Below are 22,637 nucleotides of genomic sequence, written 5' to 3'. Positions count from 1 at the left end.
TTTTCACGTATTTTCGTGTAAATTCTATATGTGCGCAAAGCACACTACCTTTTACTTGGATACGCGATTCACCACCGCCTTCTCAGTAAAGGGAGAAAATAAGGGAAAAGAGGTGCACTAACTATGGCTATTTCTAAAGAACGCAAGAATGAAATCATTCGTGACTACGCACGTCATGAAGGAGACACTGGTTCTCCAGAAGTTCAAATCGCTGTGTTGACTGAAGAGATCAACCAGTTGAACGAACACGCTCGTCTTCACAAAAAAGATTTCCATTCCTACCGTGGATTGATGAAAAAAATTGGTCATCGCCGTAACTTGTTGGCATATTTGCGTAAAAAAGATATCGCTCGTTACCGCGAATTGATTCAACGTCTAGGTTTGCGTCGTTAAGAGACGAACGCTATTCGAGAAGCGAGATTCGCAAGGATCTCGCTTCGTTTTTAATTACAGGTAAAAACGGAGCCTGTTCTGATCCGGAAACTACTATGCAAATGTGACGACATCACCCATTTGGATGATGCCTTGACCTTTGTTTAGTAGTCCTTATATCCGGAAAAGATGGCTCCTTTAGAAAAGGAGAAATGTAAGCAATGTCAGAAAAGAAAGTATTTTCTAAAGAAGTCGGCGGACGAACGCTGACAGTAGAAATCGGCCAATTGGCCAAGCAAGCGAACGGGGCGGTATTGGTCCGTTATGGAGACACAGTGGTATTGACTGCTGCTGTAGCCAGCAAAGAAGCGGGCACAGGCGACTTTTTCCCATTGACTATCAACTACGAAGAGAAGATGTATGCAGTCGGAAAAATTCCAGGTGGGTTCATCAAGCGGGAAGGACGTCCTTCAGAAGCAGCTACTTTGGCAGCCCGTATGATTGACCGTCCTATCCGTCCGATGTTTGATGAAGGCTTCCGTAACGAGGTTCAAGTGACCAACACCGTTATGTCTGTAGACCAAGACTGCTCTCCGGAAATTGCTGCAATGTTTGGATCTTCCTTGGCATTAGGAATTTCCGACATTCCATTTAACGGCCCGATTGCCGGTGTTAACGTTGGGCGCGTGGACGGAGAATACGTCCTCAACATGACAGAAAAACAAGAAGAAGTATCGGATATCGACCTGACAGTTGCAGGAACCAAAGACGCCATCAACATGGTGGAAAGCGGCGCAGACCAAGTTGATGAAGAAGGCATGTTAAAAGCATTGATGTTTGGACATGAGGCAATCAAAGAATTGACCCTCTTCCAAGAAGAAATCATTGCGGAAGTCGGAAAAGAAAAGATGGAAGTCAAATTGGTTCTTCCAGATGCCGAATTGTCGAAAGAGATTTACGGCAGCTACATGTCTCGTATGTCTGATGCCATCCAAACACTTGAAAAATTGGAACGGGCAGACAAGATTGAAAAAGTGAAAGAAGAAATTGTCGCGTATTACGAAGAAAAATATGCTGACGATGAAAAATCTTCCGAAATCATGAAAGATGTCCGTACCATTGTGGAACAAATGGAAAAAGACGAAGTCCGCCGTTTGATTACGGAAGAGAAAATTCGTCCGGATGGAAGAAAAATCGATGAAATCCGTGCGTTGGATTCTGAAGTAGGATTGCTTCCACGTGCACATGGATCCGGCCTCTTCACGCGTGGACAAACACAAGCGTTGTCTGTTGCGACATTGGCACCTTTGAACGAACACCAAATCATCGATGGTTTAGGTGTGGAAGAGTATAAACGATTCATGCACCATTACAACTTCCCTCAATTCTCAGTGGGGAGCACAGGCCGCAGCCGTGCTCCAGGACGTCGTGAAATTGGACACGGAGCTTTGGGTGAACGGGCATTGTACCCAATCATTCCGGATGAAGAAGCATTCCCATACACTATCCGTGTAGTCTCAGAAGTGTTGGAATCAAACGGTTCTTCTTCCCAGGCCAGCATTTGCGCAGGAACTTTGGCATTGATGGATGCCGGTGTGCCGATTAAAGCTCCAGTCGGAGGAATTGCGATGGGACTTGTCATGAGCGGTGACAACTACACGATTCTATCGGACATCCAAGGAATGGAAGACCACTTGGGCGACATGGACTTCAAGGTAGCCGGAACACGCGAAGGTATCACAGCGTTGCAGATGGACATCAAAATTGAAGGTGTAACGGAACAAATTTTGAAAGAAGCGTTGGAACAGGCGAAAAAAGCTCGGATGCAAATTTTGGATAACTTAGAAGCCACACTTTCCGCGCCTCGTACCGAATTGAGCGCGTATGCACCGAAAATTGAAAGCATCAAAATCAAACCGGAACAAATCAAAGTTGTTATTGGTAAAGGTGGCGACACCATCAATAAAATCATTGATGAAACCGGCGTGAAAATTGACATCGATGAAAACGGAAATGTCAGCATCTATGGTGAAAACCAAGAGGGAATCAATGAGGCTGTCCGAATCATTGAGGAATTGACAGAAGAAGTGGAAGTCGGAAAAATCTACGAAGGAACGGTAAAACGAATTGAAAAATTCGGTGCCTTCGTTGAAGTGTTAAAAGGCAAAGACGGATTGGTTCACGTTTCCGAATTGTCTGATAAATTTGTCCGCAATGTCGAAGACGAAGTTTCTGTAGGAGACACACTCCGAGTGAAAGTAACTGAAATCGATAGACAAGGACGAATCAACTTATCAAGAAAAGCAGTTCTTCAAAAAGAAAACACTGCGGAATAAAAGCATAGCAAAGAGGCTGGGATAACACTCCCAGCCTCTTTTGTGTTTCCGACTACTTTTTATTATGCGGTCATAAAGAATCCGATAAGTAGGACAGCGGCTCCGATGCCAATCCAGATGTTTCCGAAAAGGAGGAATCCCCGTCCGCTCTGCAGCCATGTATCAATAACCGCTCGAGAAGGCTCTTTGGGATCATACAACACGGGCACTTGAGTTCCAACTTTAATGGAAGGGCGTTGACCGACTTTCGATTTCACTTCATAAAGAACCCCCTTGTTGTCTTCAAATTGAAAAATTGGCCTCAGGTTATCGTCTCCGCTCGCACGGAAGTTATCGATAACGATTCCTTTTGTGTTAATCCAGGCTTTCTTCCCTTTTGTCATAAAAAATCCGACACTCCAAAAAACCAATCCGAGAAGAGCGGGTATACCTCCGCCAATCAAAAAATCCATTTGTGCATCCATCTGTTTCCCTCCATTTTTACTGGTTGGTGTTTATATGTAGCCGTCGATTCCACGAATGGAAATTTCTCCACCGTATAATGCTTCTTCCATACCGGTCATGTCATCTATTATCTTTAATTCGCCATCTGTTCCAATGTCTTTCACCCGCGCCTTTTTCTTTTGTTTGCCATTGACTATCCAGACAGTTTTTCCAATAATCAAGGATTTCTCCCTGCAAATTTCTAAAAAAAGTGAGGGGTCTTTTGTTTGTAGGTATTGTTGATACATCACTTCAAATGAATTCAGAAAGGCAGCTGCAATGGCATTCGGGTCGAGAGGAGAACCGAGTTCCATTTTCAGCGAACTGGCTTTGCTCAATATACTATCGGGGAAGTCTGATGCATCCTGATTCACATTAATGCCGACACCAATGATTACAGCTTCCAATGTGGAACCGGAGTAGACGGTTTCCGTCAGGATACCTGCTACTTTTTTGTTATTCAACAACAAATCATTCGGCCATTTAATACCAAAATCTGCAAGAGGGGACAAAGCTGCCGCTAAAGCTGCAGCGGTCAACTGCGTCAACAAATAAGGTTTTTCGACCAAAGGTTTCAGAACGATACTCAGCGTGAGGGCTTTCCCTTTTGACGAAGTCCATTCCCGTCCCAATCGACCTTTGCCAGCCGTTTGTTCCAATGCCAACAGCACCTCGCCGTCTACAAGCTCACGTTGTATGTGTTCTTTCGCCACCAGGTTGGTGGATTCGACGCTGTCAAAGAGCGAGAGATTTCTGCCAATAACTGTTGTGGTGAGTTTTTCTATAATCTGTTCTTTAGATAATGAAACAGTGCTTTCTCTGTTTTGTTCTTTTTTGGTCATGTACGTAACGCCTCGTTTCTACCGCAAATTTACTCTAAAAATTATACTACAGGAAAAGAGAACAAAAGACCATTCTATCCCGACTCAGTATGATTTCCTTGTAATCTGTGCTACAATAAAACAGGAATCTATACGTCTCTGCGCACAAGAGCGCAGAGTGGGTGAGAAGTAAAGATGTAGATAAAAATATTTAGAAATTGCTTATTAAGCTTATAAAGGGTGAAAAGAATGGAAAAAATAAAGATTATTCCTCTTGGAGGAGTCAGAGAAAACGGAAAAAATATGTACGTCGTTGAGGTAGATGACGAACTATTTGTATTGGATTGCGGGCTGATGTTCCCGGAAGATGAATTGTTTGGAATCGACGCAGTCATTCCTGATTTCAGTTACTTAGAAGAAAATCGGAACCGTATTGCAGGTGTTTTCTTGACACATGGTCATGAAGATGCAATCGGAGCCTTGCCGTATTTCCTGGCAGACTTCCAAGTGCCGGTGTTTGGTTCAGAGTTGACGATTGAGCTGGCAAAATTGTTCGTGGAAAATTCCGGCATGAAAACAACGTTCGACGATTACCATGTGATTGATGAACACACTGAAATCGAGTTCAATCAAGCCTTGATACGTTTTTTCCGGACCACACACAGTATTCCAGATTCTATGGGAATTGCACTGAAAACTTCAGAGGGAAATGTTGTTTATACCGGAAACTTTAAGTTTGATCAAAGCGCCACTCCGGCATATCAAACAGATCTCTCGCGCATCAGTGATATTGGAAAAGAAGGCGTACTTGCTTTGTTGAGCGATTCCGGTAACGCAGAAAGCCCTGTTGAGAACGTGTCAGACAGACGTGTAGCGGAAGAAGTCTTAGAAGTGTTCCAAAACACCAGCAGCCGCATCATTGTGGCAGCAGTGGCAAGCAACATCTTGCGTATCCAACAAGTATTTGATGCAGCTCACCGCTCTGGACGCAAAGTGTTCATCACAGGAAGACAATTGGAAGAAATCGTGGAGATAGCCATTAATTTGAAGAAACTGGAACTCCCGGATGAAGATTTAATTGTACCTATGAACAAATTGGACAAATATTCTGATGATGAAATCATCATTTTGGAAACCAGTTCAACAGGTGAGCCGATTAAAACCTTGAACCGAATGGCAACCGGCTCTCATAAACAAGTCAATATCAAAGAAGGGGACTTAGTCTACATCGTGACAAGCCCTTCGACAGCTATGGAAGTGACAGTCGCACAGACTGAAAACTTAATTTATCGCGCAGGCGGTACGGTGCAGAAAATTTTTGATAACATGAAAGTGTCAGGGCATGCCACACCAAATGATTTGAAGTTGATGATGAACCTATTGAAGCCGAAATACATCATCCCAGTTCAAGGTGAATACCGGATGTTGGCGGCTCATGCAGATTTGGCACATGAAGTAGGGATTCCGTACCAAAATGTCTTTATCGCCGGCAACGGGGATGTGCTGACATACGAAAAAGGGAAAATGCATGCCGCAGGGCAAGTGCCGGCTGGGAATACCATGGTTGATGGAATTGGCATTGGAGACATTGGAAACATTGTTCTCCGGGACCGCCGAATGCTGTCTGAAGATGGAATTTTTGTGGCCGTTGTCACCATCGACCGGAAAAAGAAAGTCATTGTGTCAGGTCCACAAATTGTGACTCGAGGATTTGTCTATGTAAAAGAAAGCATCGATTTGATTGAAGACAGCCGTGAGATTGTGAAAGAAGTGGTAGAAAACATGCTTCAAGAGAAGCAATTCGATTGGAGTACGTTGAAGCAGGAAATGAGAGATGCGCTTGGAAAATACCTCTTCAAACAAACACGCCGTCGTCCGATCATCCTTCCGGTCATCATGGAAGTCAGCAGCCGAAAGAGAAAGAAAAACTAAAAAAGTCATACAAAACAACATGAAATAGCAGCCTGTGCAAAGGGGAGCCTCGTGCTGAGAGTGGAATCGGTCCTGACCCTTTGAACCTGTTCGTTAATGCGAATGCAGGGATTGCAACTGGTGATGCATTCTTTTATGTGCCTCTTCCTTTGCTGCAGGGTAATCTGCTGTAGGGAGGGGCTTTTTTTGAACAATATAAGGGTATGGATTGAAGGAACCATTGTTGCAGCACTGGCCATTGTCCTCTCACTTTTGCCTACAAACATCGGTTCGTCATTGACTCTTTCGTTGGGCATGATTCCTTTGACGCTTTATGCCTTGAGAAGAGGCATGACCGCCGGCTTTGTCGCTGGATTTCTGTGGGGAGTGCTGCACTTTTTACTTGGAAATGCCGTCATTTTGACATTCTTGCAAGGATTTATCGAATACTTTATTGCGTTTTCTTTTGCTGGAGCAGCCGGAATTGTTTCCTCCCGTATTCAGGTTTCCGCAGACAAAAAACATGTGTGGAGCTGGATTGTTGCAGCATCCTTTTTAGGAACAGGTGCAAGATTTTTTTGGCATTTCATTGCAGGTGTCATTTTCTGGGGAAGTTACGCTCCTGAAGGGATGAGTCCAATTGTTTATTCTTTCGTCACTAATGGCCTCAGCGCTTTAGTGACGGCAATTGCTACAGCACTTATATTGATTTTTATTCATGCCTCGACCCCAAGGGTGTTTTTTGAGGAGTAAACAATGCCCCAATGACTGATCGGCAGGGACATGAGACGACATTAACCTGATTCAAAAAATTAGGAGACAGAGAATGGAAATAGTTCGAAATATTGTAATTTTCATACTGGTAGTAAACACAATTTTAGCCATCATTACTGTGTTCAGAGAAAAAAGGGACATCGCGGCTACTTGGGCATGGCTTCTTGTATTGAATTTATTACCTGTGATTGGGTTTATTCTTTATCTATTCATAGGCAGGAAAATATCGAAAGAACAAATATTTGATATCCGCACCCAAGAAACGATCGGGATGCCGGAATTGGTGGAAGCACAACAGCAATTAATCGCAGAAGATGCTCCAGTGCTTGACGAATCAATCGATGCGCCCAAAACACGTGAGCTAGCAAGTCTTTTTTTGGAAACTACCGGGTCCGTACTGACAAAAGGCAACAAAGTTTCCATTATTGCGGACGGAGAAGAAAAGTTTGACCGCCTGATAGAGGATATTTCAAAAGCCCAACACCATGTACACGTTATGTACTATATTTTTAAGATGGACAAAATAGGCAGCAGATTATTGGAAGCTTTGGAGGAACGAGCAGCCAACGGGGTGGAAGTGGCTGTGTTGTTTGATTCGTTTGGTTTACGAACACTCCGTTCACGTTCGTTCAAAAGGTTGCGTGAATTGGGGGGATACGCAGAGCCTTCCTTCAAATCGAAATTTCCTCTCCTTAACTTGAGGCTGAACTTCAGAAACCACAGAAAAATAGTGGTGATTGACGGGAAGGTAGGTTATACAGGAGGCTTTAATGTCGGAGATGACTATTTGGGCGAATACGAGAACATGGGGTATTGGCGGGACACGCACTTACGAATTGAAGGAAATGGCGTTTTGCCGTTGCAGACACGGTTTATCATGGACTGGAATGCATCGGTCAAGCACCACAAGCTGACGTATTATAATGAATACTTTCCGATTTCCCCTTTGAAAGGGACGACCGATATGCAAGTAGTCGCAAGCGGTCCGGATACAGAAATCCAAGCCATAAAAAAAGGTTTTTTGAAAATGATCTACATGGCAGAAGAATCCGTCTATATTCAAACTCCATATTTTGTTCCCGATGAGGGTGTGATGGAAGCTTTGGAGATTGCGCTTTTTTCCGGAGTTGACGTTAAACTAATGATTCCAAACAAACCGGATCATCCATTCATTTACCGTGCGACGTTGTACTATGCTTCAGAATTAGCCAGGTTAGGCGCAGAAATATATATTTATGACAAAGGGTTTCTTCACTCAAAAGCGATTGTCATCGACAGTAAACTTTGCTCTATCGGCTCTGCCAACTTTGACATCCGAAGCTTTAAATTGAATTTTGAAAACAATGTCTTCCTCTATGATGAACAATTGGCTCAAGAACAGGAAGTGTTGTTCTTTAAAGATGTGGAAGGGAGTTACTTGTTAACAGATGAGATAATGGCCAACTTTTCACTGTGGGAACGATTCAAACAAACATTCAGTCGTTTGTTATCTCCTATTTTATAATGGCAAAACCTAGAGCTCAGGACAAGATTCCTGGGCTCTTTATTTTCAGGTTGATGAAGGAAAGGAAAGTAAAGTTGAATCTTTGTCACATCTTTGTCATAATTATAAAGGGTCTTGTTCTTAAGAGCGGGAGTGAATCATGAGTTACATATTTTAAAAAAAGAAGGTGGAAGGAAAATGATTGAATTTGATCATGTGTCAAAAGTATATGAAGATGGAACAAAAGCAGTAGACGATGTTTCTCTCAAAATTAATGACGGCGAGTTTGTCGTATTTATTGGAACAAGTGGAAGTGGGAAAACCACGACTATGCGGATGATCAACCGGATGATTGAACCAACGTCTGGAGAGATTCGCATCGATGGAAAAGACATCATGAAACAGAATGCGGTCCAACTCCGTAGAAGAATCGGCTATGTTATTCAGCAAACCGGATTGATGCCGCATATGACGGTATACGAAAACATTGTAATGGTCCCGCGACTGCTTAAATGGGAAGAAAGTAAAATTCGCCAACGGGCCAAGGAATTGTTGGAACGGGTGGACATGCCGGAAGAATTTCTAGACCGTTACCCACAAGAATTATCCGGGGGACAACAGCAACGGATCGGCGTTATCCGGGCGTTGGCTGCAGACCAGGACATCATTTTGATGGATGAGCCTTTTGGAGCGCTGGACCCCATCACGCGGGATGCCCTGCAAGAATTGGTCAAGCATCTGCAGGAAGAAATGGGAAAAACAGTGATATTCGTTACACACGACATGGACGAAGCATTGAATTTGGCAGACAAAATTGCCATCATGTCCCATGGGAAATTGCTGCAGTATGATACTCCAGATAACATACTTTCTAACCCAGCCAACGAATTTGTAGAGAGCTTTATTGGGGAAGAACGGTTGATCCAAGCCCGTCCAAACATTCAAACAGTAGACCAAGTGATGATTAAAGACCCGGTCTCTGTGACTCCAGGTGTTTCCTTGCAGACTGCCATTAAATTGATGCGCGATAAGCGAGTGGATGCATTATTTGTGACGGATGATGCAGGAATATTGAAAGGCGTTGTCGACTTTGAAGACATCAACCACAACCGGAAACGCGCTACAAGTGTGAGCGATATCATGACACGCAAGGTGTATTACGTGCGGACAGGTTCTTATTTAAGAGATACTGTCGATCGTATGTTAAAGCGCGGGTTTAAAAATATCCCGGTGGTGGATGAAAAAGACAGATTGATTGGATTGGTCACGCGGGCCTCCTTGGTCAACATTGTTTACGACATCATTTGGGGCGACGAAGAAGAAGAACGTCAGACAACGGAAGCGTTCGGTGCTCTTACGTCAGAGACAGATGAATAAGGAGGGGTAGTATGCTGGATTTTTTCAATAACTATGGTTCTCAAATGATGTTATTAATTTGGGAGCACATCTATATATCTGCCGCAGCGCTTGCGTTAGGTGTCCTTGTGGCGGTACCCTTGGGAATATTGTTGACTCGTTTTGACAGAGCCGCCTCTTTGGTCATCGGAGCCGCCTCGATTCTGCAGACTATTCCATCGCTGGCTTTGTTGGCATTCATGATTCCCTTCTTTGGAATCGGAAAATTACCGGCCATTGTTGCGTTATTTATTTATTCGTTGCTGCCGATTTTGCGAAATGCATACATCGGTATGAAAGGCGTGAAGCCGGATCTGGTTGATGCAGGCCGTGGAATGGGCATGACGGAATGGCAGCTGATCAAGAAAGTCGAAATTCCTCAAGCTGCTCCTGTGATCATGGCAGGAATTCGTTTGTCAGGGACGTATGTCATTGCTTGGGCCACTCTAGCTTCGTATATTGGAGCAGGAGGCTTAGGAGACTTCATATTTAATGGGTTGAACTTATTTATACCAGAGTTAATTATCGGAGGAACAATTCCCGTGACTATATTGGCTTTGATCGTAGATTGGCTCCTGGGCTTGCTTGAGAAAAAAGTCACACCTCGAAATTTACGTTTAGCAGAATAGGAGGCTTTCAAACGATGAAACGAATAAAAACATTGGGAAAGACGCTTTTTTTCACGTTCACCACACTCCTTTTAAGTGCCTGTGCTCTGCCAGGCATCGGAGGCCAAGCTGGAGAGGAAAGCATCTCCATCGCCGGATTGGCCAGTACGGAAGGACAGATTATGGCCTTTATGGTTGAAGGAATGGTGGAACATTACATGGATGTGGATGCTCAAGTGGTCAACAACTTGGGAACTTCTTCCATGGCTCACCAAGCAATGGTCAACGGAGACGTTAACATTACAGGGGTGAAATACACCGGCACCTCTTTGACGGGAGATTTGGGCAGAGACCCGATTACAGATCCTGAATTGGCATACGATACGGTCGTTGAGCTGTTTGCAGAAGAACACCAACAAAAGTGGTTCCCGACTTATGGCTTTGCCAATACCTACGCTTTTATGGTGACACGGGAATTGGCGGAAGAACATGATTTGGAAACGATCAGTGATCTAGAACCCATTGCCGGTGAGTTGAGGGCCGGAGTGGACAACTCGTGGATGGAACGGGAAGGAGACGGCTACCGTGCGTTTCTGGACACCTATGAATTTGACTTCCAGCGAGTCACGCCTATGCAAATCGGCTTGGTTTATGATGCTCTTCAGGCGGGAGAGATGGATATTGTTTTGGGCTATTCCACAGACGGGCGGATTGCCAGCTATGATTTAGTGGTACTGGAAGATGACAGGCAATTGTTCCCGCCTTATGATGCAAGTCCGTTGGCTTCTTATGAAGTATTGGAAGCTTACCCACAATTGGAATCCATATTCTTAAAAATGGAAAATACCATTACAAATGAACAAATGCAGGAATTAAACTTTGCGGCGGACAACAATTTGATTGAACCTAAAGTGGTGGCCACGCAGTTTTTAGAAGAAAACAACTACTTTGAGGACAAAGAACCTTTCCTCGAGTCTGCAAACAATGAAGGCGGTGATACGAATGGTTGATGTAACTGAAATGTCCATGATCCAACAGCTTATTTATTACATGGGCCAAAACGGTGCGTATGTATGGAGCCAGTTTCTCCGTCACTTCCTTATTTCTATATACGGAGTGGTGTTCGCATCCATTGTAGGAATTCCTATCGGTTTTTGGCTGGCCAGACATGCTAAGATGGCTGATTGGGCTATTGGGGCGGCAAACGTGATTCAAACTATTCCTTCGCTGGCCATGCTGTCGATTTTGATGCTCGGGTTAGGAGTGGGAGCAGATACGGTTGTGATGACTGTCTTCCTTTACTCGCTCCTTCCTATTTTGAAAAACACTTACGCTGGAGTACGGAACGTCGACCATTCTTTATTGGATGCCGGAAAAGGTATGGGAATGACACGGTGGCAGTTGACGTATAAAGTTGAACTGCCGCTTGCACTGTCCGTTATCATGGCAGGTATTCGAAATGCATTGGTTGTAGCAATCGGAATCACCGCGATTGGGACATTTATCGGAGCGGGAGGTCTCGGAGATATCATCACTCGAGGCGTCAACGCAACGGATGGTGGATCCATCATCTTAGCGGGAACCATTCCAACTGCCTTCATGGCAATCATAAGCGATCTGTTTTTAGGATGGTTGGAGAAAAAAGTGGACCCGTCCAACCGAACAAAAAAATAAACCAAAAAACGGCCTCTTGGAGATTGTTCTCCAAAGGAGCCGTTTTTGAATGGACAAAATTTATTTGGCAATACGGATGTGCCGAATCTGGGCGAACGGACATAAGTAAAGGGTATTGTTGTTTTCTACAATAAAGAGGTTATCTGATTTGGAAGAAAGGCGCAGAACACCGGTATGCTCTCGAACAGGCCCTCTCTTTTCAGAAGGGTTCAATTGGATGGTGATGGTCATTTTTTTCTCCATGGATTGACGCAAGAAAAATGCAAGTTGCTTTGAGGGCATTTGAGGAAGCAGCCGGACTGCCTCACTGTCCTTTGGCTTGAAGCGATTCAATTGAAACAAATGGATTGGGCTATACTTCTCGAGCAACAATTTCTCCATGATGTACCTCCGAACGTTTGTTTGTGTTCTTATTATACGAACAAGCGTTCCTTTTTGCAACCTTTTTTTGATAGGACTTTTTATTTCCGCGCAACAATGGCATAATAGGAAAAGCAACAAGTGAAAGGAGGTTTATACATGGAATACAAGTTAATGACAGATTCTTGCAGTGATTTGCCAATCGAAATCGTCCGGAAATACGATATTGATATCGTTCACTTTACCATCCATATGGAAGGGGAAGAGTTGCGCGATGATATGGGAGTATCGTTTGACCGTGAGGAATTTTTCAACCGTTTGAAGAATGGCGCGACGGCATCTACTTCCCAAGTCAATGCTGGCACGTATTTGGAAAAGTTCAAATACTATGCAGATAATAACATCCCGTTACTTTATTTAGCGTTTTCTTCTGGACTGAGTGGATCGTATAACAGTGCGATGACTGCATTGGATATGTTAAAAGAAGAGTATGACAACCCGGCAATTACGATTATTGATACCCAAGCTGCCTGCTTAGGGGAGGGGCTGTTGGTCTATGAGGCTGCCAAACGCAAAGCAGCCGGGCAGTCACTTCCGGAAGTAGCTGAATGGGTGGAAGAAAATAAAAAACGTGTTCACTCTTGGGTGACAGTGGATGACATCAAGCACTTGCAACGCGGTGGACGTGTATCTGCTGCTTCAGCAACAATTGGTACGTTATTGAGTGTCAAACCTATTATTGCCGTCACAAAAAACGGAAAGCTGGTACCTGTTGCCAAAGTGCGTGGAAGAAAGAAATCCTTGCAGTATTTGGTCGACAAGACCGTTGAAGGCGCAGTACGTTCTGAAGAGCAAACCATGTTTATTGGACACGCAGGTGTCCCGGAAGAGGCTGAATGGGTGAAATCTGAGTTGGAAAAACGTCTCCAAGTGAAAGACATCATAGTTTCTCCATTTGGACCGACCATTGCCTCGCACACCGGGTTCGGTTCGATGGCATTGTTCAGCTTGGGAGAAGAGCGCACACTGGAAGGGTAAATAGAAAAGAGCAACCTAACGCCCGTAATATTGTTTGATGAAATTGACAACGAATGCAATATTTGTTAACATTATGCTTGTTGAACAAAATATAAATTTCGGTTGGGCGTGAGCTTTCAAGGTATACTTCTTCTGGGGTGAGAGGAAGCTTGTTGGCTCTGCCCTTTTTTTGGAAGGAGGGAAGTGCATGAACCGCGAGGCAGTTGAGTATGTAAAAGATGCAGAAAAACGAGCTGCACAATTCCACGAAAACGGCAAGGCGGAGATTAAGGAAATTGAAAGTCGTTTAAACGAGGAGTTGGCAGTTGTTCAGCAGCAGCTTGAAAAAGAGTTGGAGCAATATGAACAAGAGCAGCGCAGTCAGTACGAAGAAAAACTTTCTATCGTTCGTGAAGAAGCGGAACAAGCTGTTTCTGTGGAATCCGAGCGGTTTGCCAAAGTCTATCAAGAAAAAAGAGAAGACGTGGCAAAGTTGATCGCGAAGGAGGTGTTGCGTCGCTATGGCTATCGCCAAGATGAAAAAGTTGACGCTGTTGGCGGAACAGTCCAATAAGGATTTGTTGCTAAAAGCTGTCCAAGAATTGCAGAGAGTAGAAATTGTTCCAGTCTCAGAAGAAGATGAGGAAGCGATTCTGACCCAAGTGGAGTCAGAAAGTTTTTCACGCTCTCAAGGGGAGTATGAGACGCAACTTCAAGAAGTCCGCCATGCGCTGGACTATCTAAGGGAGTATATCCCGGAACCAGGTCTTATGGCACGTATGCGCAAAGGGCCTGAAACAATGACTCTTCAAGAATTGGAAAAATCTGTGGAACAAACAGATATCCAGGCATGGGTTGAAAAAATCAATTCAAAAGAAGAGCAACTAAATGAACTGCAGGAAGAACGTAAGCTTTTGGTTGAACAAGAAGAATACCTGAGAAAATGGAGTTCTCTCTCGTTCCATCCTTCTGAGTTGCAATCTTTCCGCATGATGAATGCACAAGTAGGTACAATCAATTCAGAAATGATTACTGAATTTACTACCGCGGCTAAAGACGCCGGAACCATTTATTATGAGGAAATTTTCCGCACAAATGATGATGCAGCGTTCTTGGTTGTGGGGCCTTCTGAAGAAACAGAAACAATCAACCGCCTTCTCTTGGAGTTCCAATTTACTCCGATAGACTATCCTTTTGAGTCCATTCCAGCAGAAGAGCTTAAAAAGAATCTAAAACTGCAGGAAGAGTTGCGCCAGCGAAAAGCAGATCTCGAAAAAGAGCTGCGTTCGTACAAAAAAGCTCCACGGGATTTGGAGCTTGCAGAAGAATACTATTACAACCTCTCGCAAAGAGAGACAGCCAAATCGTTGTTGTTGAACACGACGAATTTGTTTGTACTAAGCGGTTGGTTGGAAGAAGAAAAAATTCCTAACCTTACTCGTTTGATTGAAGACACAGTAGGGAAAGACCAAGTTGCCATCATCGAAGATGAGGTTACCAGCGCAGATTATAAATCGGTTCCTATAGTCTTGAAAAACAATTCGTTTGTCGAGGCTTTTGAAACCGTGACCGAAATGTACAGCTTGCCTCAGTATGATGAAATTGATCCGACACCATTGTTGGTTCCATTCCAAATTCTTTTCTTCGGAATGATGAGTGCCGACTTAGGATACGGATTAATTTTATGGGCAGCAACCTTTGCAGCATTGAAAACGTTGCATTTGAAAGACGGTATGAAAAAGAATCTCAAGTTCTTCCATCTGCTCTCATATGGAGTGATGGGATTCGGATTGATTTACGGAAGTTTCTTTGGGTTTGAATTGCCATTTATGCTGTTGTCTATCCAAGAAGACGTTATTCCGGTTCTGCTCTTATCAGTGGCATTCGGATTCATTCAAATGATGGTGGGTCTGGTTACCAATGGTATAGTAAAAAACAAACAAGGCCAACGTGCATCCAGTTATATTGATGGATATGCTTGGGCAATGATTTTGACCGGAATCTTGTTGTGGGTACTGGGATCGATGGTCTTCAACAACTCGATCATGAGTACAATTGGTATTTTGCTTGCAGCAGTAAATGCGGTTGGAATACTTTTTGTTTCAGCTTTGGCAAGCAAAAACAAAGGACTTGGATTGGCTTTGGGTGCGTATAATATATACGGCATTTCAGGATATGTCGGAGACATCGTCAGTTACACCCGTTTGATGGCACTGGGAGTTTCTGGTGCAAGTATCGGAATGGCGTTCAACATGATTGTTGGTTTCTTGCCGACCGGTGCGCGTTTCACAGTCGGGATACTCTTGATGGTGGCGCTTCATGCGTTGAATATTTTCTTGACATATTTGAGTGCGTATGTGCATACGGCACGTCTGCAATTCGTAGAATTTTTCGGTAAATTTTATGAGGGCGGCGGACGTCCATTAAACCCACTGAAAACATTGGAAAAACATGTTTCTTTGAGAAGCAAAGATTAAAAATTTTCACTAAAATGGAGGAACTACAGAATGTTTAACTTAGCAGAATTTTTTGGAGAAAACAGCGGAATGATTTGGGCTGCTTTCGGAATCGCAATGGCTACAATCTTTTCAGGAATCGGTTCAGCACGAGGTGTTGGTATGACCGGTGAAGCAGCAGCAGCTTTGACAACTGAACAACCGGAAAAATTCGGTCAAGCGTTGATCTTGCAGTTGCTTCCAGGTACACAAGGGTTGTACGGATTCGTTATCGCATTTTTGATCTACTTGAACGTTACCCCTGATACTTCTGCCGGAACTGGTTTGTACTTGTTCATGGCTGCTCTTCCAATTGCATTTACTGGTCTTTTCTCCGGTATGGCTCAGGGACGTGTAGCTTCTGCAGGTATCCAAATCTTGGCGAAAAAACCAGAGCACGCTACTAAAGGTATTATTTACTCTGCGATGGTTGAAACTTACGCAATCCTTGGTTTCGTTATCTCCTTCTTGCTTGTCTTTAACGCGTAATAGACAACATTAGAAATCTGAAGAGAATGGAGGGGGAAACATGGCAGACTTAAAACTACTCATTGAACGAGTGATTGAAAAAGAAAAAAGTGCGGTTCAGCAACAAATTTCTGCGGCGGAAGAAAAAGCACAGACCAAACTGGAAACTGCTAAACAAAATGCAGAAGTGGAAAAAGAAAACCGTAAAAAACAAATCGATGAGCGTTTGAAAAGAGAACATGAAATCTCTAAAAACACGCTCCAAGTAAAAAAACGGAATGAGATTCTTGCTGTGAAGCAGCGCATTTTATCTGATGTATATGCCGATGCATATGATGTTCTGAAGACAATGGATGCAAAAACCACTCAAACTTTCTTGAGCAATGTTTTGCACCAGTTCGAACAACAAGGTCAACTAGAGGTGGTCCTCGGCGAAGAGACTGCCTCCAAAGTGGACTCAAGCTGGGTGGACAATTTAGCTGTTGAGGGCACACAAGTGACTTTGTCGGCTGAAACCATCAAAGAAAAAGCTGGCGCTATCATCAGAAAAGAAGGCATTGAATACAACTATTTGTTTGATGCTTTAATTGAAGATGTGAAAAATGACGTTGTTCAACCAGTTTCACAGCAATTATTTCAATAAGGAGGGATAATTTTGGAAGATACAGCATATGCTTCCGCGAATGTGCGAATACGTGTATTTGAAACGAACCTCCTGACTCGTTCTCATTACGAGCGAATGATTGATGCTCCCTCTTATGATGAGGCTGTGAACGTATTGCGGGATACTCCTTATCGAAACATCGTAGACGATTTAAAAGAAACAAAAAACTACGACAAATATCTCATGCAGCAGTTGCATGAGACATTTGAAGAAGTGTATCAATCCACTCCTCAGAGAGAATTGGTCGACATTGCTGCGTTGCGGTATTCTTACCACAATCTGAAGGTTCTGCTGAAAGAGCGGTTTACGGGAGAAGATTTTTCTTCTTTGTATATTCCGGTCGGTCCTCGAGTTTCCGAACTTCGGCAAGCAATCCACACTAAAGAATCAGCTGAATTGCACCCTGCTTTTCTTGAAAGCATAGAAGAAGCAATGACCCATTATGAAGAGTATCAAAATATTCAAGCAATTGATATCATTTTGGATAGACGGTATTTCACTCATATGAAGCAATTGGCTGATGAAATGGGGAACGAGGACGTCAAAAAAATCGTCGGCTTTTACATTGATTTGAATAACCTTTCCACATTGACAAGAGCCATCAAGCAAAAACGTACTCGAAATTTCCTTGTGACCATTCTTTCCAGCTCCGGTACTATTCCAAAAGAAGAACTGGTTGAACTGGGAAGAGAGAATCTTGTCACAGCAGGAAAAGTCTTACGTGAAGGCAAGTACCGCTCAATCATTGAAGAATCGATTGATCAAGAAACGCAGGAATTGTCTCCCGTTAAAATTGACTTGTCGACAGATGATGCCTTTATGAGACGGATGCAAGATGCCAAATTGCAAGTGTTTGGTCCGCTGCCAATTTTAGCGTTTCTTTACTCAAAGGAAAACGAAGTGAAAAATATTCGCTTAGTTTTGGCTGGAAAAGAAAACAGATTGCCTGCGGAAAAGATCAGAGAAAGGTTGCGGATGAGTTATGACGCATAAGATAGGAGTCGTCGGGGACAAAGATTCTGTACTGTCATTTAAAATGCTCGGATTCGATGTTCGATTCGCAACTGAAGCGACCGAAGCAAGAAGAGCGGTCGACAGCTTGGCCAAAGAAGGATACGGCATTATTTATCTGACCGAGCAATTGGCAGAGCTGATTCCTGACACTATACGGCGTTACGATGCTTTAGTAAAGCCCGCCGTCATTTTGATCCCGAACCATTCTGGCTCGCGTGGAATCGGTAAAAAACGCGTCCAGGAGAATGTCGAAAAAGCCGTGGGTCAAAATATTCTATAGGAGGTTACCAGTTTGAACAAAGGAAGAATCGTAAGTGTCTCTGGTCCGTTAGTTCGGGCAGAGGGCATGGAAAATGCCAACATTCAAGATATTTGCCGAGTGGGGAACTTAGGTCTTATCGGTGAGATCATTGAAATGCGTGGCGATGTGGCTTCTATCCAGGTATATGAAGAGACCTCCATGGTCGGACCTGGAGAGCCGGTTGAAACAACAGGAGAGCCACTCTCCGTAGAGTTGGCTCCAGGAATGATTTCTCAGATGTTCGATGGAATTCAACGTCCATTGGATGAATTTAAAGCTATCACCAACAGCAACTTCCTTGAAAGAGGAAAAGCAATCGATCCATTGAACCGGAACAAAGAATGGGACTTTGTAGCTGCGGTAAACGTAGGCGACAAAGTATCCGCCGGTGACGTGGTTGGAACGGTTCAAGAAACAAGTGTCATCAACCATAAAATTATGGTTCCGGTTGGAATCGAAGGAACGGTCCGTTCAATTGAGAGCGGGACATTCCGCGTGGACGACCCTTTATACACGATTGAAACAAAAGATGGTGTAAAAGAATTCACCATGATTCAAAAGTGGCCGGTCCGTCGCAGCCGTCCAATCGCACGTAAATTGAACCCGGTTGAACCATTGATTACTGGACAACGTGTTATTGACACACTTTTCCCAGTAGCTAAAGGTGGAGCAGCTGCTGTTCCAGGTCCTTTCGGGGCAGGGAAAACAGTTGTGCAGCACCAAATCGCCAAATGGGCCGATGTAGACATCGTGGTTTACGTTGGATGTGGGGAACGCGGAAACGAAATGACTGATGTTATCAACGAGTTCCCAGAATTGATTGACCCAAATACCGGCCAATCCATCATGGAACGGACAATCTTGATTGCGAACACGTCCAATATGCCGGTTGCAGCACGTGAAGCATCTATTTACACGGGAATTACTATTGCGGAATACTTCCGTGACATGGGATACAGTGTAGCTATCATGGCTGACTCTACTTCACGTTGGGCAGAAGCGCTGCGTGAAATGTCCGGACGCTTGGAAGAGATGCCAGGGGATGAAGGCTACCCTGCTTACTTGGGAAGCCGTTTGGCTGAGTACTACGAACGTGCTGGTAAAGTCATTACTCTTGGTAACGACCAACGTGAAGGAAGCATCACTGCAATTGGAGCGGTTTCTCCTCCGGGTGGGGATACTTCCGAGCCGGTAACGCAAAATACTTTGCGTGTTGTTAAAGTGTTCTGGAGTTTGGATAGTTCACTTTCACAACGACGTCACTTCCCAGCAATCAACTGGTTGGATTCATATTCTCAATACTCCAATGAAATGAACGACTTTGTCGGAAAACAATTGGAAGTTGATTGGAATGATATGGTCAGACGTTCCAGATTGCTGTTGCAAGATGAGTCTGAGTTGGAAGAAATCGTCCGTTTGGTCGGGGTGGAATCCTTGTCTGAGCGTGACCGACTCAAGTTGGTTGTTGCCCGAATGATCCGTGAGGACTTCTTGCAACAAAACGCGTTTGACGATGTGGACACCTATACTTCTCGTGAAAAACAATTCGAAATGCTTGCCACCATCTTGCACTATGAAGACCAGGCAGTGCGTGCATTGAAATTAGGTTCTTACTATGATGAGATTGTTAAAGGCACAGATGAAGTAAGAGAACGCATCGGCCGGATGAAATACATTCCGGAAGAAGAAATCAAACGTTACGCTGAAATAAGAGAAGCTATAACTAATACGATGCAAGACATCATTGAAAGAGGAGGTGTGGAACTAGATGCTTAAAGAATATCGTACAGTCAGTGAAGTTGTCGGTCCTTTGATGGCGATTGAAGGCGTTGAAGGTGTCAAATTTGATGAACTTGTTGATATTGAATTGCAAAACGGTGAACGCCGTCGTGGACAAGTATTGGAAATCGACGGAGACCGTGCAATGGTTCAAATCTTTGAAGGGTCCAGCGGCATCAACTTGAAAGACACAAAAGCCCGCTTCTTGGGACGCCCTCTTACTTTGGATGTTTCAGAAGACATGATCGGTCGTACGTTTGACGGGATGGGTCGTGTAAGCGATGGTGGTCCAGATTTGATTCCTGAAAAATCTTTGGATATCAACGGAATCGCAATCAACCCGATTGCCCGTGATTACCCGGATGAGTTTATTCAAACAGGAATCTCAAGCATTGACCACTTGAATACTTTGGTACGTGGACAAAAATTGCCTGTTTTCTCAGGTTCTGGACTTCCACACAAAGAATTAGCGGCACAAATTGCGCGTCAAGCTTCCGTTAAAGACTCTGACGAAGGATTCGCGGTTGTCTTTGCGGCTATCGGAATCACTTTTGAAGAAGCAGAATTCTTCTTGAATGACTTCAAGAAGACAGGTGCGATTGATCGTTCGGTCGTATTTGTCAACTTGGCGGATGATCCGGCAATCGAACGTATTGCCACACCGCGTATGGCTTTGACAGCTGCTGAATACTTGGCGTTTGAAAAAGACATGCACGTGTTGGTCATTATGACAGACATGACATTGTATGCAGAAGCTTTACGTGAGATTTCTGCAGCACGTCGAGAAGTTCCTGGACGACGTGGATTCCCAGGGTACTTGTACACAAACTTGTCTACCTTGTACGAACGTGCCGGACGTTTGGAAGGTGCGAAAGGTTCGGTAACGCAGATTCCGATTCTAACCATGCCGGAGGACGATATCACCCACCCAATCCCTGACTTGACCGGGTATATCACCGAAGGACAGATCATTTTGTCCCGTGACTTGTACAACAGTGGTATCCAACCACCAATCAACGTTCTTCCTTCCTTGTCCCGTTTGAAGGACAAAGGAATCGGAGAAGGCAAAACTCGTGAAGACCACGCAGCAACAATGAACCAAATCTTTGCAGCGTATGCAGCAGGGAAAGAAGCCAAAGAATTGGCTGTTGTTCTTGGTGAAGCGGCTTTGTCAGACACTGATAGAAAATATGTACAGTTCACAGACAAATTCGAAGAGGAGTATGTCAACCAAGGGAACTATACCAACCGTAGCATCGAAGAAACATTGGAGCTTGGATGGAAACTACTGTCTATCCTTCCAAGAGCTGAGTTGAAACGGATTAAGGATGATATGCTTGACAAGTACTTGCCTGAAGGGGAGTGAGCTTGTTGGCTAAGCTGAATGTGAACCCGACACGTATGGAATTGGCGAACCTCAAGGATCGATTGAAACTCGCCACAAGAGGCCATAAGCTTCTAAAAGATAAACAAGATGAGTTGATGCGTCAATTTATTTCGTTGATTCGGAAAAACAACGAGTTGCGGAATCAAGTAGAAGAAAAATTGACGGAAGCCATGCAGTCATTTATGATGGCTAAATCTTTACTTCATGAAAGTTTTATTGAGGAACTGATGGCTGTGCCCACAACAGAAGTTAATCTTCGTATGGACCAGCGTAACATCATGAGTGTTAAAGTTCCTACCATGGACTTTGAGTACGACGATGACAATGACCCGAAAGACTTACAGTACGGGTATCTGAACTCCAACAGTGAATTGGACACCTCTTTGGCGGAATTGGCTGAAGTGTTGCCAGAATTACTGGAGTTGTCTGAAATCGAGAAAACCTGCCAACTGATGGCAGACGAAATCGAGAAAACCCGACGTCGAGTGAATGCGTTGGAATACATGACCATTCCTCAACTAGAAGAAACCATCTATTTCATTCAGATGAAACTGGAAGAAAACGAACGGGCGTCTATCACACGACTCATGAAAGTAAAAGACATGAGCTAAACAAAAAAACACACAAGTCCTGAATTGGGCTTGTGTGTTTTTTATCTTTCTTTAAGAACATGATACCTTGCATGCCAATTTTTGTTCTTTTGGCTCTATTTTTTATAGAACTTGAATTGTAAAATTAAGCTAGAAAAATAGAAAACCATTTGTGATACACTCTCACTAAGTTCCAACCACGAAAATTAGAGGAGTGACCACAAATGGCCTACACACATCTTACCATGAAAGAACTTAGCTGGATAGAAACTTATTTTGATACTGGATTAAAACCTTATAAGATTGCTCGGAAAATCGGTCGATCAAATCAACCGGTCTATAATGTCGTTTCCTTCCTAAAGGAAGGCGGTTCAATTATAGAATACTTTGATCAGTATAAACAGAATAAATCAAAGTGGTATGCGTCAAGTTTTCCTCGGTAACCTTTATTCTAAATGACCCTTAATATAAATGCGGTTATTTGTTTCTATTCATTTAACTAAATGAAAGGGCTAGTTGGCCTATAAAGCTGCTTTTCGGACCATAATTGACGATAGAACCCGTTTGGATTGTTTGGGCCGTAGAATCTATTTTCTTTAACGCTTGACGGACAGCTCCTTTAATCTCTTCACCTAGTGATTCGACTTTATCTGTTATTTCAGCTGTTAAAGCTGTCTGTAAAAGCCCATTTTTCTCTGCAGTGAG

General features: G+C 43.7%; 23 protein-coding genes, 1 pseudogene and 1 other annotated feature. Of the genes and pseudogenes, 20 read left to right on the top strand and 4 right to left on the bottom strand.

Annotated features, from left to right (window positions below; all coding sequences use genetic code 11):
- Positions 1 to 123 precede the first annotated feature (123 nt).
- Entirely contained in the window at positions 124 to 393 is a 270-nt protein-coding gene (rpsO, locus tag G470_RS0104380) for a 30S ribosomal protein S15 (protein ID WP_028273766.1), read from the top strand.
- A 200-nt stretch (positions 394 to 593) separates the two neighbouring features.
- A complete protein-coding gene (gene pnp, locus G470_RS0104375) occupies positions 594 to 2,708 on the top strand; it encodes a polyribonucleotide nucleotidyltransferase (RefSeq protein ID WP_028273765.1) in 2,115 nt (704 codons plus the stop codon).
- A 62-nt stretch (positions 2,709 to 2,770) separates the two neighbouring features.
- On the opposite strand, the gene G470_RS0104370 is transcribed toward pnp, so the two are convergent.
- Together G470_RS0104370 and G470_RS12700 are read right to left on the bottom strand one after the other, a co-directional pair.
- Positions 2,771 to 3,172, bottom strand: a complete 402-nt coding sequence (locus G470_RS0104370; protein ID WP_028273764.1) for a DUF3592 domain-containing protein — start codon at positions 3,170 to 3,172, stop codon at positions 2,771 to 2,773.
- A 30-nt stretch (positions 3,173 to 3,202) separates the two neighbouring features.
- On the bottom strand, positions 3,203 to 4,033 hold the full coding sequence (locus G470_RS12700) for a biotin--[acetyl-CoA-carboxylase] ligase (protein WP_051258415.1): 831 nt from the start codon (positions 4,031 to 4,033) through the stop codon (positions 3,203 to 3,205).
- A gap of 228 nt (positions 4,034 to 4,261) precedes the next feature.
- On the opposite strand from G470_RS12700, the gene G470_RS0104360 reads away from it, so the two are divergent.
- The 7 genes from G470_RS0104360 (at position 4,262) to G470_RS0104330 (ending at position 11,857) form a co-directional block, all read left to right on the top strand.
- Positions 4,262 to 5,944: a ribonuclease J gene (locus G470_RS0104360; RefSeq protein ID WP_028273763.1), complete on the top strand. Its 1,683-nt coding sequence runs from the start codon at positions 4,262 to 4,264 to the stop codon at positions 5,942 to 5,944.
- A 186-nt stretch (positions 5,945 to 6,130) separates the two neighbouring features.
- Positions 6,131 to 6,676: an energy-coupled thiamine transporter ThiT gene (gene thiT, locus G470_RS0104355; RefSeq protein WP_028273762.1), complete on the top strand. Its 546-nt coding sequence runs from the start codon at positions 6,131 to 6,133 to the stop codon at positions 6,674 to 6,676.
- Positions 6,677 to 6,749: 73 nt separating this feature from the next.
- A complete protein-coding gene (cls, locus tag G470_RS0104350) occupies positions 6,750 to 8,201 on the top strand; it encodes a cardiolipin synthase (protein WP_028273761.1) in 1,452 nt (483 codons plus the stop codon).
- A gap of 177 nt (positions 8,202 to 8,378) precedes the next feature.
- Positions 8,379 to 9,557: a betaine/proline/choline family ABC transporter ATP-binding protein gene (locus G470_RS0104345; protein ID WP_028273760.1), complete on the top strand. Its 1,179-nt coding sequence runs from the start codon at positions 8,379 to 8,381 to the stop codon at positions 9,555 to 9,557.
- An 11-nt stretch (positions 9,558 to 9,568) separates the two neighbouring features.
- Positions 9,569 to 10,204 carry an ABC transporter permease gene (locus G470_RS0104340; RefSeq protein WP_028273759.1) on the top strand — a complete coding sequence of 212 codons (636 nt, stop codon included), beginning with the start codon at positions 9,569 to 9,571 and terminating at the stop codon, positions 10,202 to 10,204.
- A 14-nt stretch (positions 10,205 to 10,218) separates the two neighbouring features.
- Positions 10,219 to 11,193, top strand: coding sequence for an osmoprotectant ABC transporter substrate-binding protein (locus tag G470_RS0104335; protein WP_028273758.1), 975 nt, complete (start codon positions 10,219 to 10,221; stop codon positions 11,191 to 11,193).
- The gene (locus G470_RS0104330) at positions 11,186 to 11,857 is read left to right on the top strand and encodes an ABC transporter permease (RefSeq protein ID WP_028273757.1); all 672 of its coding nucleotides are present in this window, start codon (positions 11,186 to 11,188) and stop codon (positions 11,855 to 11,857) included. The genes G470_RS0104335 and G470_RS0104330 overlap by 8 nt, the downstream gene beginning before the upstream one ends.
- A gap of 60 nt (positions 11,858 to 11,917) precedes the next feature.
- On the opposite strand, the gene G470_RS13795 is transcribed toward G470_RS0104330, so the two are convergent.
- Positions 11,918 to 12,238 carry a hypothetical protein gene (locus tag G470_RS13795; RefSeq protein WP_051258414.1) on the bottom strand — a complete coding sequence of 107 codons (321 nt, stop codon included), beginning with the start codon at positions 12,236 to 12,238 and terminating at the stop codon, positions 11,918 to 11,920.
- A 138-nt stretch (positions 12,239 to 12,376) separates the two neighbouring features.
- Between G470_RS13795 and G470_RS0104320 the strand changes: the two genes are divergently transcribed.
- From G470_RS0104320 to G470_RS12690, 11 genes are all read left to right on the top strand, one after another.
- Positions 12,377 to 13,255: a DegV family protein gene (locus tag G470_RS0104320; protein ID WP_028273756.1), complete on the top strand. Its 879-nt coding sequence runs from the start codon at positions 12,377 to 12,379 to the stop codon at positions 13,253 to 13,255.
- Between the two features lie 100 nt (positions 13,256 to 13,355).
- Positions 13,356 to 13,402: a sequence feature (sodium ion sensor (DUF1646 type); this cis-regulatory element may regulate processes involved in with the transportation of sodium ions), on the top strand.
- Between the two features lie 40 nt (positions 13,403 to 13,442).
- On the top strand, positions 13,443 to 13,808 hold the full coding sequence (locus G470_RS0104315; RefSeq protein ID WP_028273755.1) for a hypothetical protein: 366 nt from the start codon (positions 13,443 to 13,445) through the stop codon (positions 13,806 to 13,808).
- Positions 13,756 to 15,711, top strand: coding sequence for a V-type ATP synthase subunit I (locus G470_RS0104310; protein WP_028273754.1), 1,956 nt, complete (start codon positions 13,756 to 13,758; stop codon positions 15,709 to 15,711). The genes G470_RS0104315 and G470_RS0104310 overlap by 53 nt, the downstream gene beginning before the upstream one ends.
- Before the next feature lie 30 nt (positions 15,712 to 15,741).
- A complete protein-coding gene (locus tag G470_RS0104305) occupies positions 15,742 to 16,218 on the top strand; it encodes a V-type ATP synthase subunit K (RefSeq protein ID WP_028273753.1) in 477 nt (158 codons plus the stop codon).
- A gap of 40 nt (positions 16,219 to 16,258) precedes the next feature.
- Positions 16,259 to 16,840 (top strand): V-type ATP synthase subunit E, encoded by a 582-nt coding sequence (locus tag G470_RS0104300; RefSeq protein ID WP_028273752.1) that lies wholly within the window; start codon positions 16,259 to 16,261, stop codon positions 16,838 to 16,840.
- A gap of 12 nt (positions 16,841 to 16,852) precedes the next feature.
- Positions 16,853 to 17,854 (top strand): V-type ATP synthase subunit C, encoded by a 1,002-nt coding sequence (locus tag G470_RS0104295; RefSeq protein WP_028273751.1) that lies wholly within the window; start codon positions 16,853 to 16,855, stop codon positions 17,852 to 17,854.
- Complete coding sequence (locus tag G470_RS0104290; RefSeq protein WP_028273750.1) at positions 17,844 to 18,155, top strand: V-type ATP synthase subunit F; 312 nt, start codon at positions 17,844 to 17,846, stop codon at positions 18,153 to 18,155. Before G470_RS0104295 ends, G470_RS0104290 begins: the two co-directional genes overlap by 11 nt.
- 12 nt (positions 18,156 to 18,167) lie before the next feature.
- Positions 18,168 to 19,952, top strand: a complete 1,785-nt coding sequence (locus G470_RS0104285; RefSeq protein ID WP_028273749.1) for a V-type ATP synthase subunit A — start codon at positions 18,168 to 18,170, stop codon at positions 19,950 to 19,952.
- The gene (locus tag G470_RS0104280) at positions 19,945 to 21,321 is read left to right on the top strand and encodes a V-type ATP synthase subunit B (RefSeq protein ID WP_028273748.1); all 1,377 of its coding nucleotides are present in this window, start codon (positions 19,945 to 19,947) and stop codon (positions 21,319 to 21,321) included. The genes G470_RS0104285 and G470_RS0104280 overlap by 8 nt, the downstream gene beginning before the upstream one ends.
- A gap of 5 nt (positions 21,322 to 21,326) precedes the next feature.
- The gene (locus tag G470_RS0104275) at positions 21,327 to 21,953 is read left to right on the top strand and encodes a V-type ATP synthase subunit D (RefSeq protein WP_028273747.1); all 627 of its coding nucleotides are present in this window, start codon (positions 21,327 to 21,329) and stop codon (positions 21,951 to 21,953) included.
- 203 nt (positions 21,954 to 22,156) lie between these two features.
- Complete coding sequence (locus tag G470_RS12690; RefSeq protein WP_035445065.1) at positions 22,157 to 22,375, top strand: helix-turn-helix domain-containing protein; 219 nt, start codon at positions 22,157 to 22,159, stop codon at positions 22,373 to 22,375.
- Between the two features lie 52 nt (positions 22,376 to 22,427).
- On the opposite strand, the pseudogene G470_RS14540 reads toward G470_RS12690, so the two are convergent.
- Positions 22,428 to 22,637, bottom strand: a pseudogene (locus tag G470_RS14540) (ISLre2-like element ISAot1 family transposase); the annotation flags it as partial.

This window comes from Atopococcus tabaci DSM 17538 (assembly GCF_000429585.1).
Taxonomy (GTDB): domain Bacteria; phylum Bacillota; class Bacilli; order Lactobacillales; family Carnobacteriaceae_A; genus Atopococcus; species Atopococcus tabaci.
Note: the sequence above shows the minus strand (reverse complement) of the source record. Positions and strands in the feature narration are given on the sequence as shown.

Excerpts from the sequence above, each read along its gene's own strand:
- G470_RS0104280 (WP_028273748.1), top strand. The coding sequence starts at position 19,945 with ATGCTTAAAGAATATCGTACAGTCAGTGAAGTTGTCGGTCCTTTGATG.
- G470_RS0104310 (WP_028273754.1), top strand. The coding sequence starts at position 13,756 with ATGGCTATCGCCAAGATGAAAAAGTTGACGCTGTTGGCGGAACAGTCC.
- G470_RS0104345 (WP_028273760.1), top strand. The coding sequence starts at position 8,379 with ATGATTGAATTTGATCATGTGTCAAAAGTATATGAAGATGGAACAAAA.
- G470_RS0104340 (WP_028273759.1), top strand. The coding sequence starts at position 9,569 with ATGCTGGATTTTTTCAATAACTATGGTTCTCAAATGATGTTATTAATT.
- G470_RS0104335 (WP_028273758.1), top strand. The coding sequence starts at position 10,219 with ATGAAACGAATAAAAACATTGGGAAAGACGCTTTTTTTCACGTTCACC.
- pnp (WP_028273765.1), top strand. The coding sequence starts at position 594 with ATGTCAGAAAAGAAAGTATTTTCTAAAGAAGTCGGCGGACGAACGCTG.
- G470_RS0104315 (WP_028273755.1), top strand. The coding sequence starts at position 13,443 with ATGAACCGCGAGGCAGTTGAGTATGTAAAAGATGCAGAAAAACGAGCT.
- G470_RS0104330 (WP_028273757.1), top strand. The coding sequence starts at position 11,186 with ATGGTTGATGTAACTGAAATGTCCATGATCCAACAGCTTATTTATTAC.
- G470_RS12700 (WP_051258415.1), bottom strand. The coding sequence starts at position 4,033 with ATGACCAAAAAAGAACAAAACAGAGAAAGCACTGTTTCATTATCTAAA.
- G470_RS13795 (WP_051258414.1), bottom strand. The coding sequence starts at position 12,238 with ATGGAGAAATTGTTGCTCGAGAAGTATAGCCCAATCCATTTGTTTCAA.
- G470_RS0104320 (WP_028273756.1), top strand. The coding sequence starts at position 12,377 with ATGGAATACAAGTTAATGACAGATTCTTGCAGTGATTTGCCAATCGAA.
- rpsO (WP_028273766.1), top strand. The coding sequence starts at position 124 with ATGGCTATTTCTAAAGAACGCAAGAATGAAATCATTCGTGACTACGCA.
- G470_RS0104300 (WP_028273752.1), top strand. The coding sequence starts at position 16,259 with ATGGCAGACTTAAAACTACTCATTGAACGAGTGATTGAAAAAGAAAAA.
- G470_RS0104360 (WP_028273763.1), top strand. The coding sequence starts at position 4,262 with ATGGAAAAAATAAAGATTATTCCTCTTGGAGGAGTCAGAGAAAACGGA.
- G470_RS0104290 (WP_028273750.1), top strand. The coding sequence starts at position 17,844 with ATGACGCATAAGATAGGAGTCGTCGGGGACAAAGATTCTGTACTGTCA.
- cls (WP_028273761.1), top strand. The coding sequence starts at position 6,750 with ATGGAAATAGTTCGAAATATTGTAATTTTCATACTGGTAGTAAACACA.
- G470_RS12690 (WP_035445065.1), top strand. The coding sequence starts at position 22,157 with ATGGCCTACACACATCTTACCATGAAAGAACTTAGCTGGATAGAAACT.
- G470_RS0104370 (WP_028273764.1), bottom strand. The coding sequence starts at position 3,172 with ATGGATGCACAAATGGATTTTTTGATTGGCGGAGGTATACCCGCTCTT.
- G470_RS0104305 (WP_028273753.1), top strand. The coding sequence starts at position 15,742 with ATGTTTAACTTAGCAGAATTTTTTGGAGAAAACAGCGGAATGATTTGG.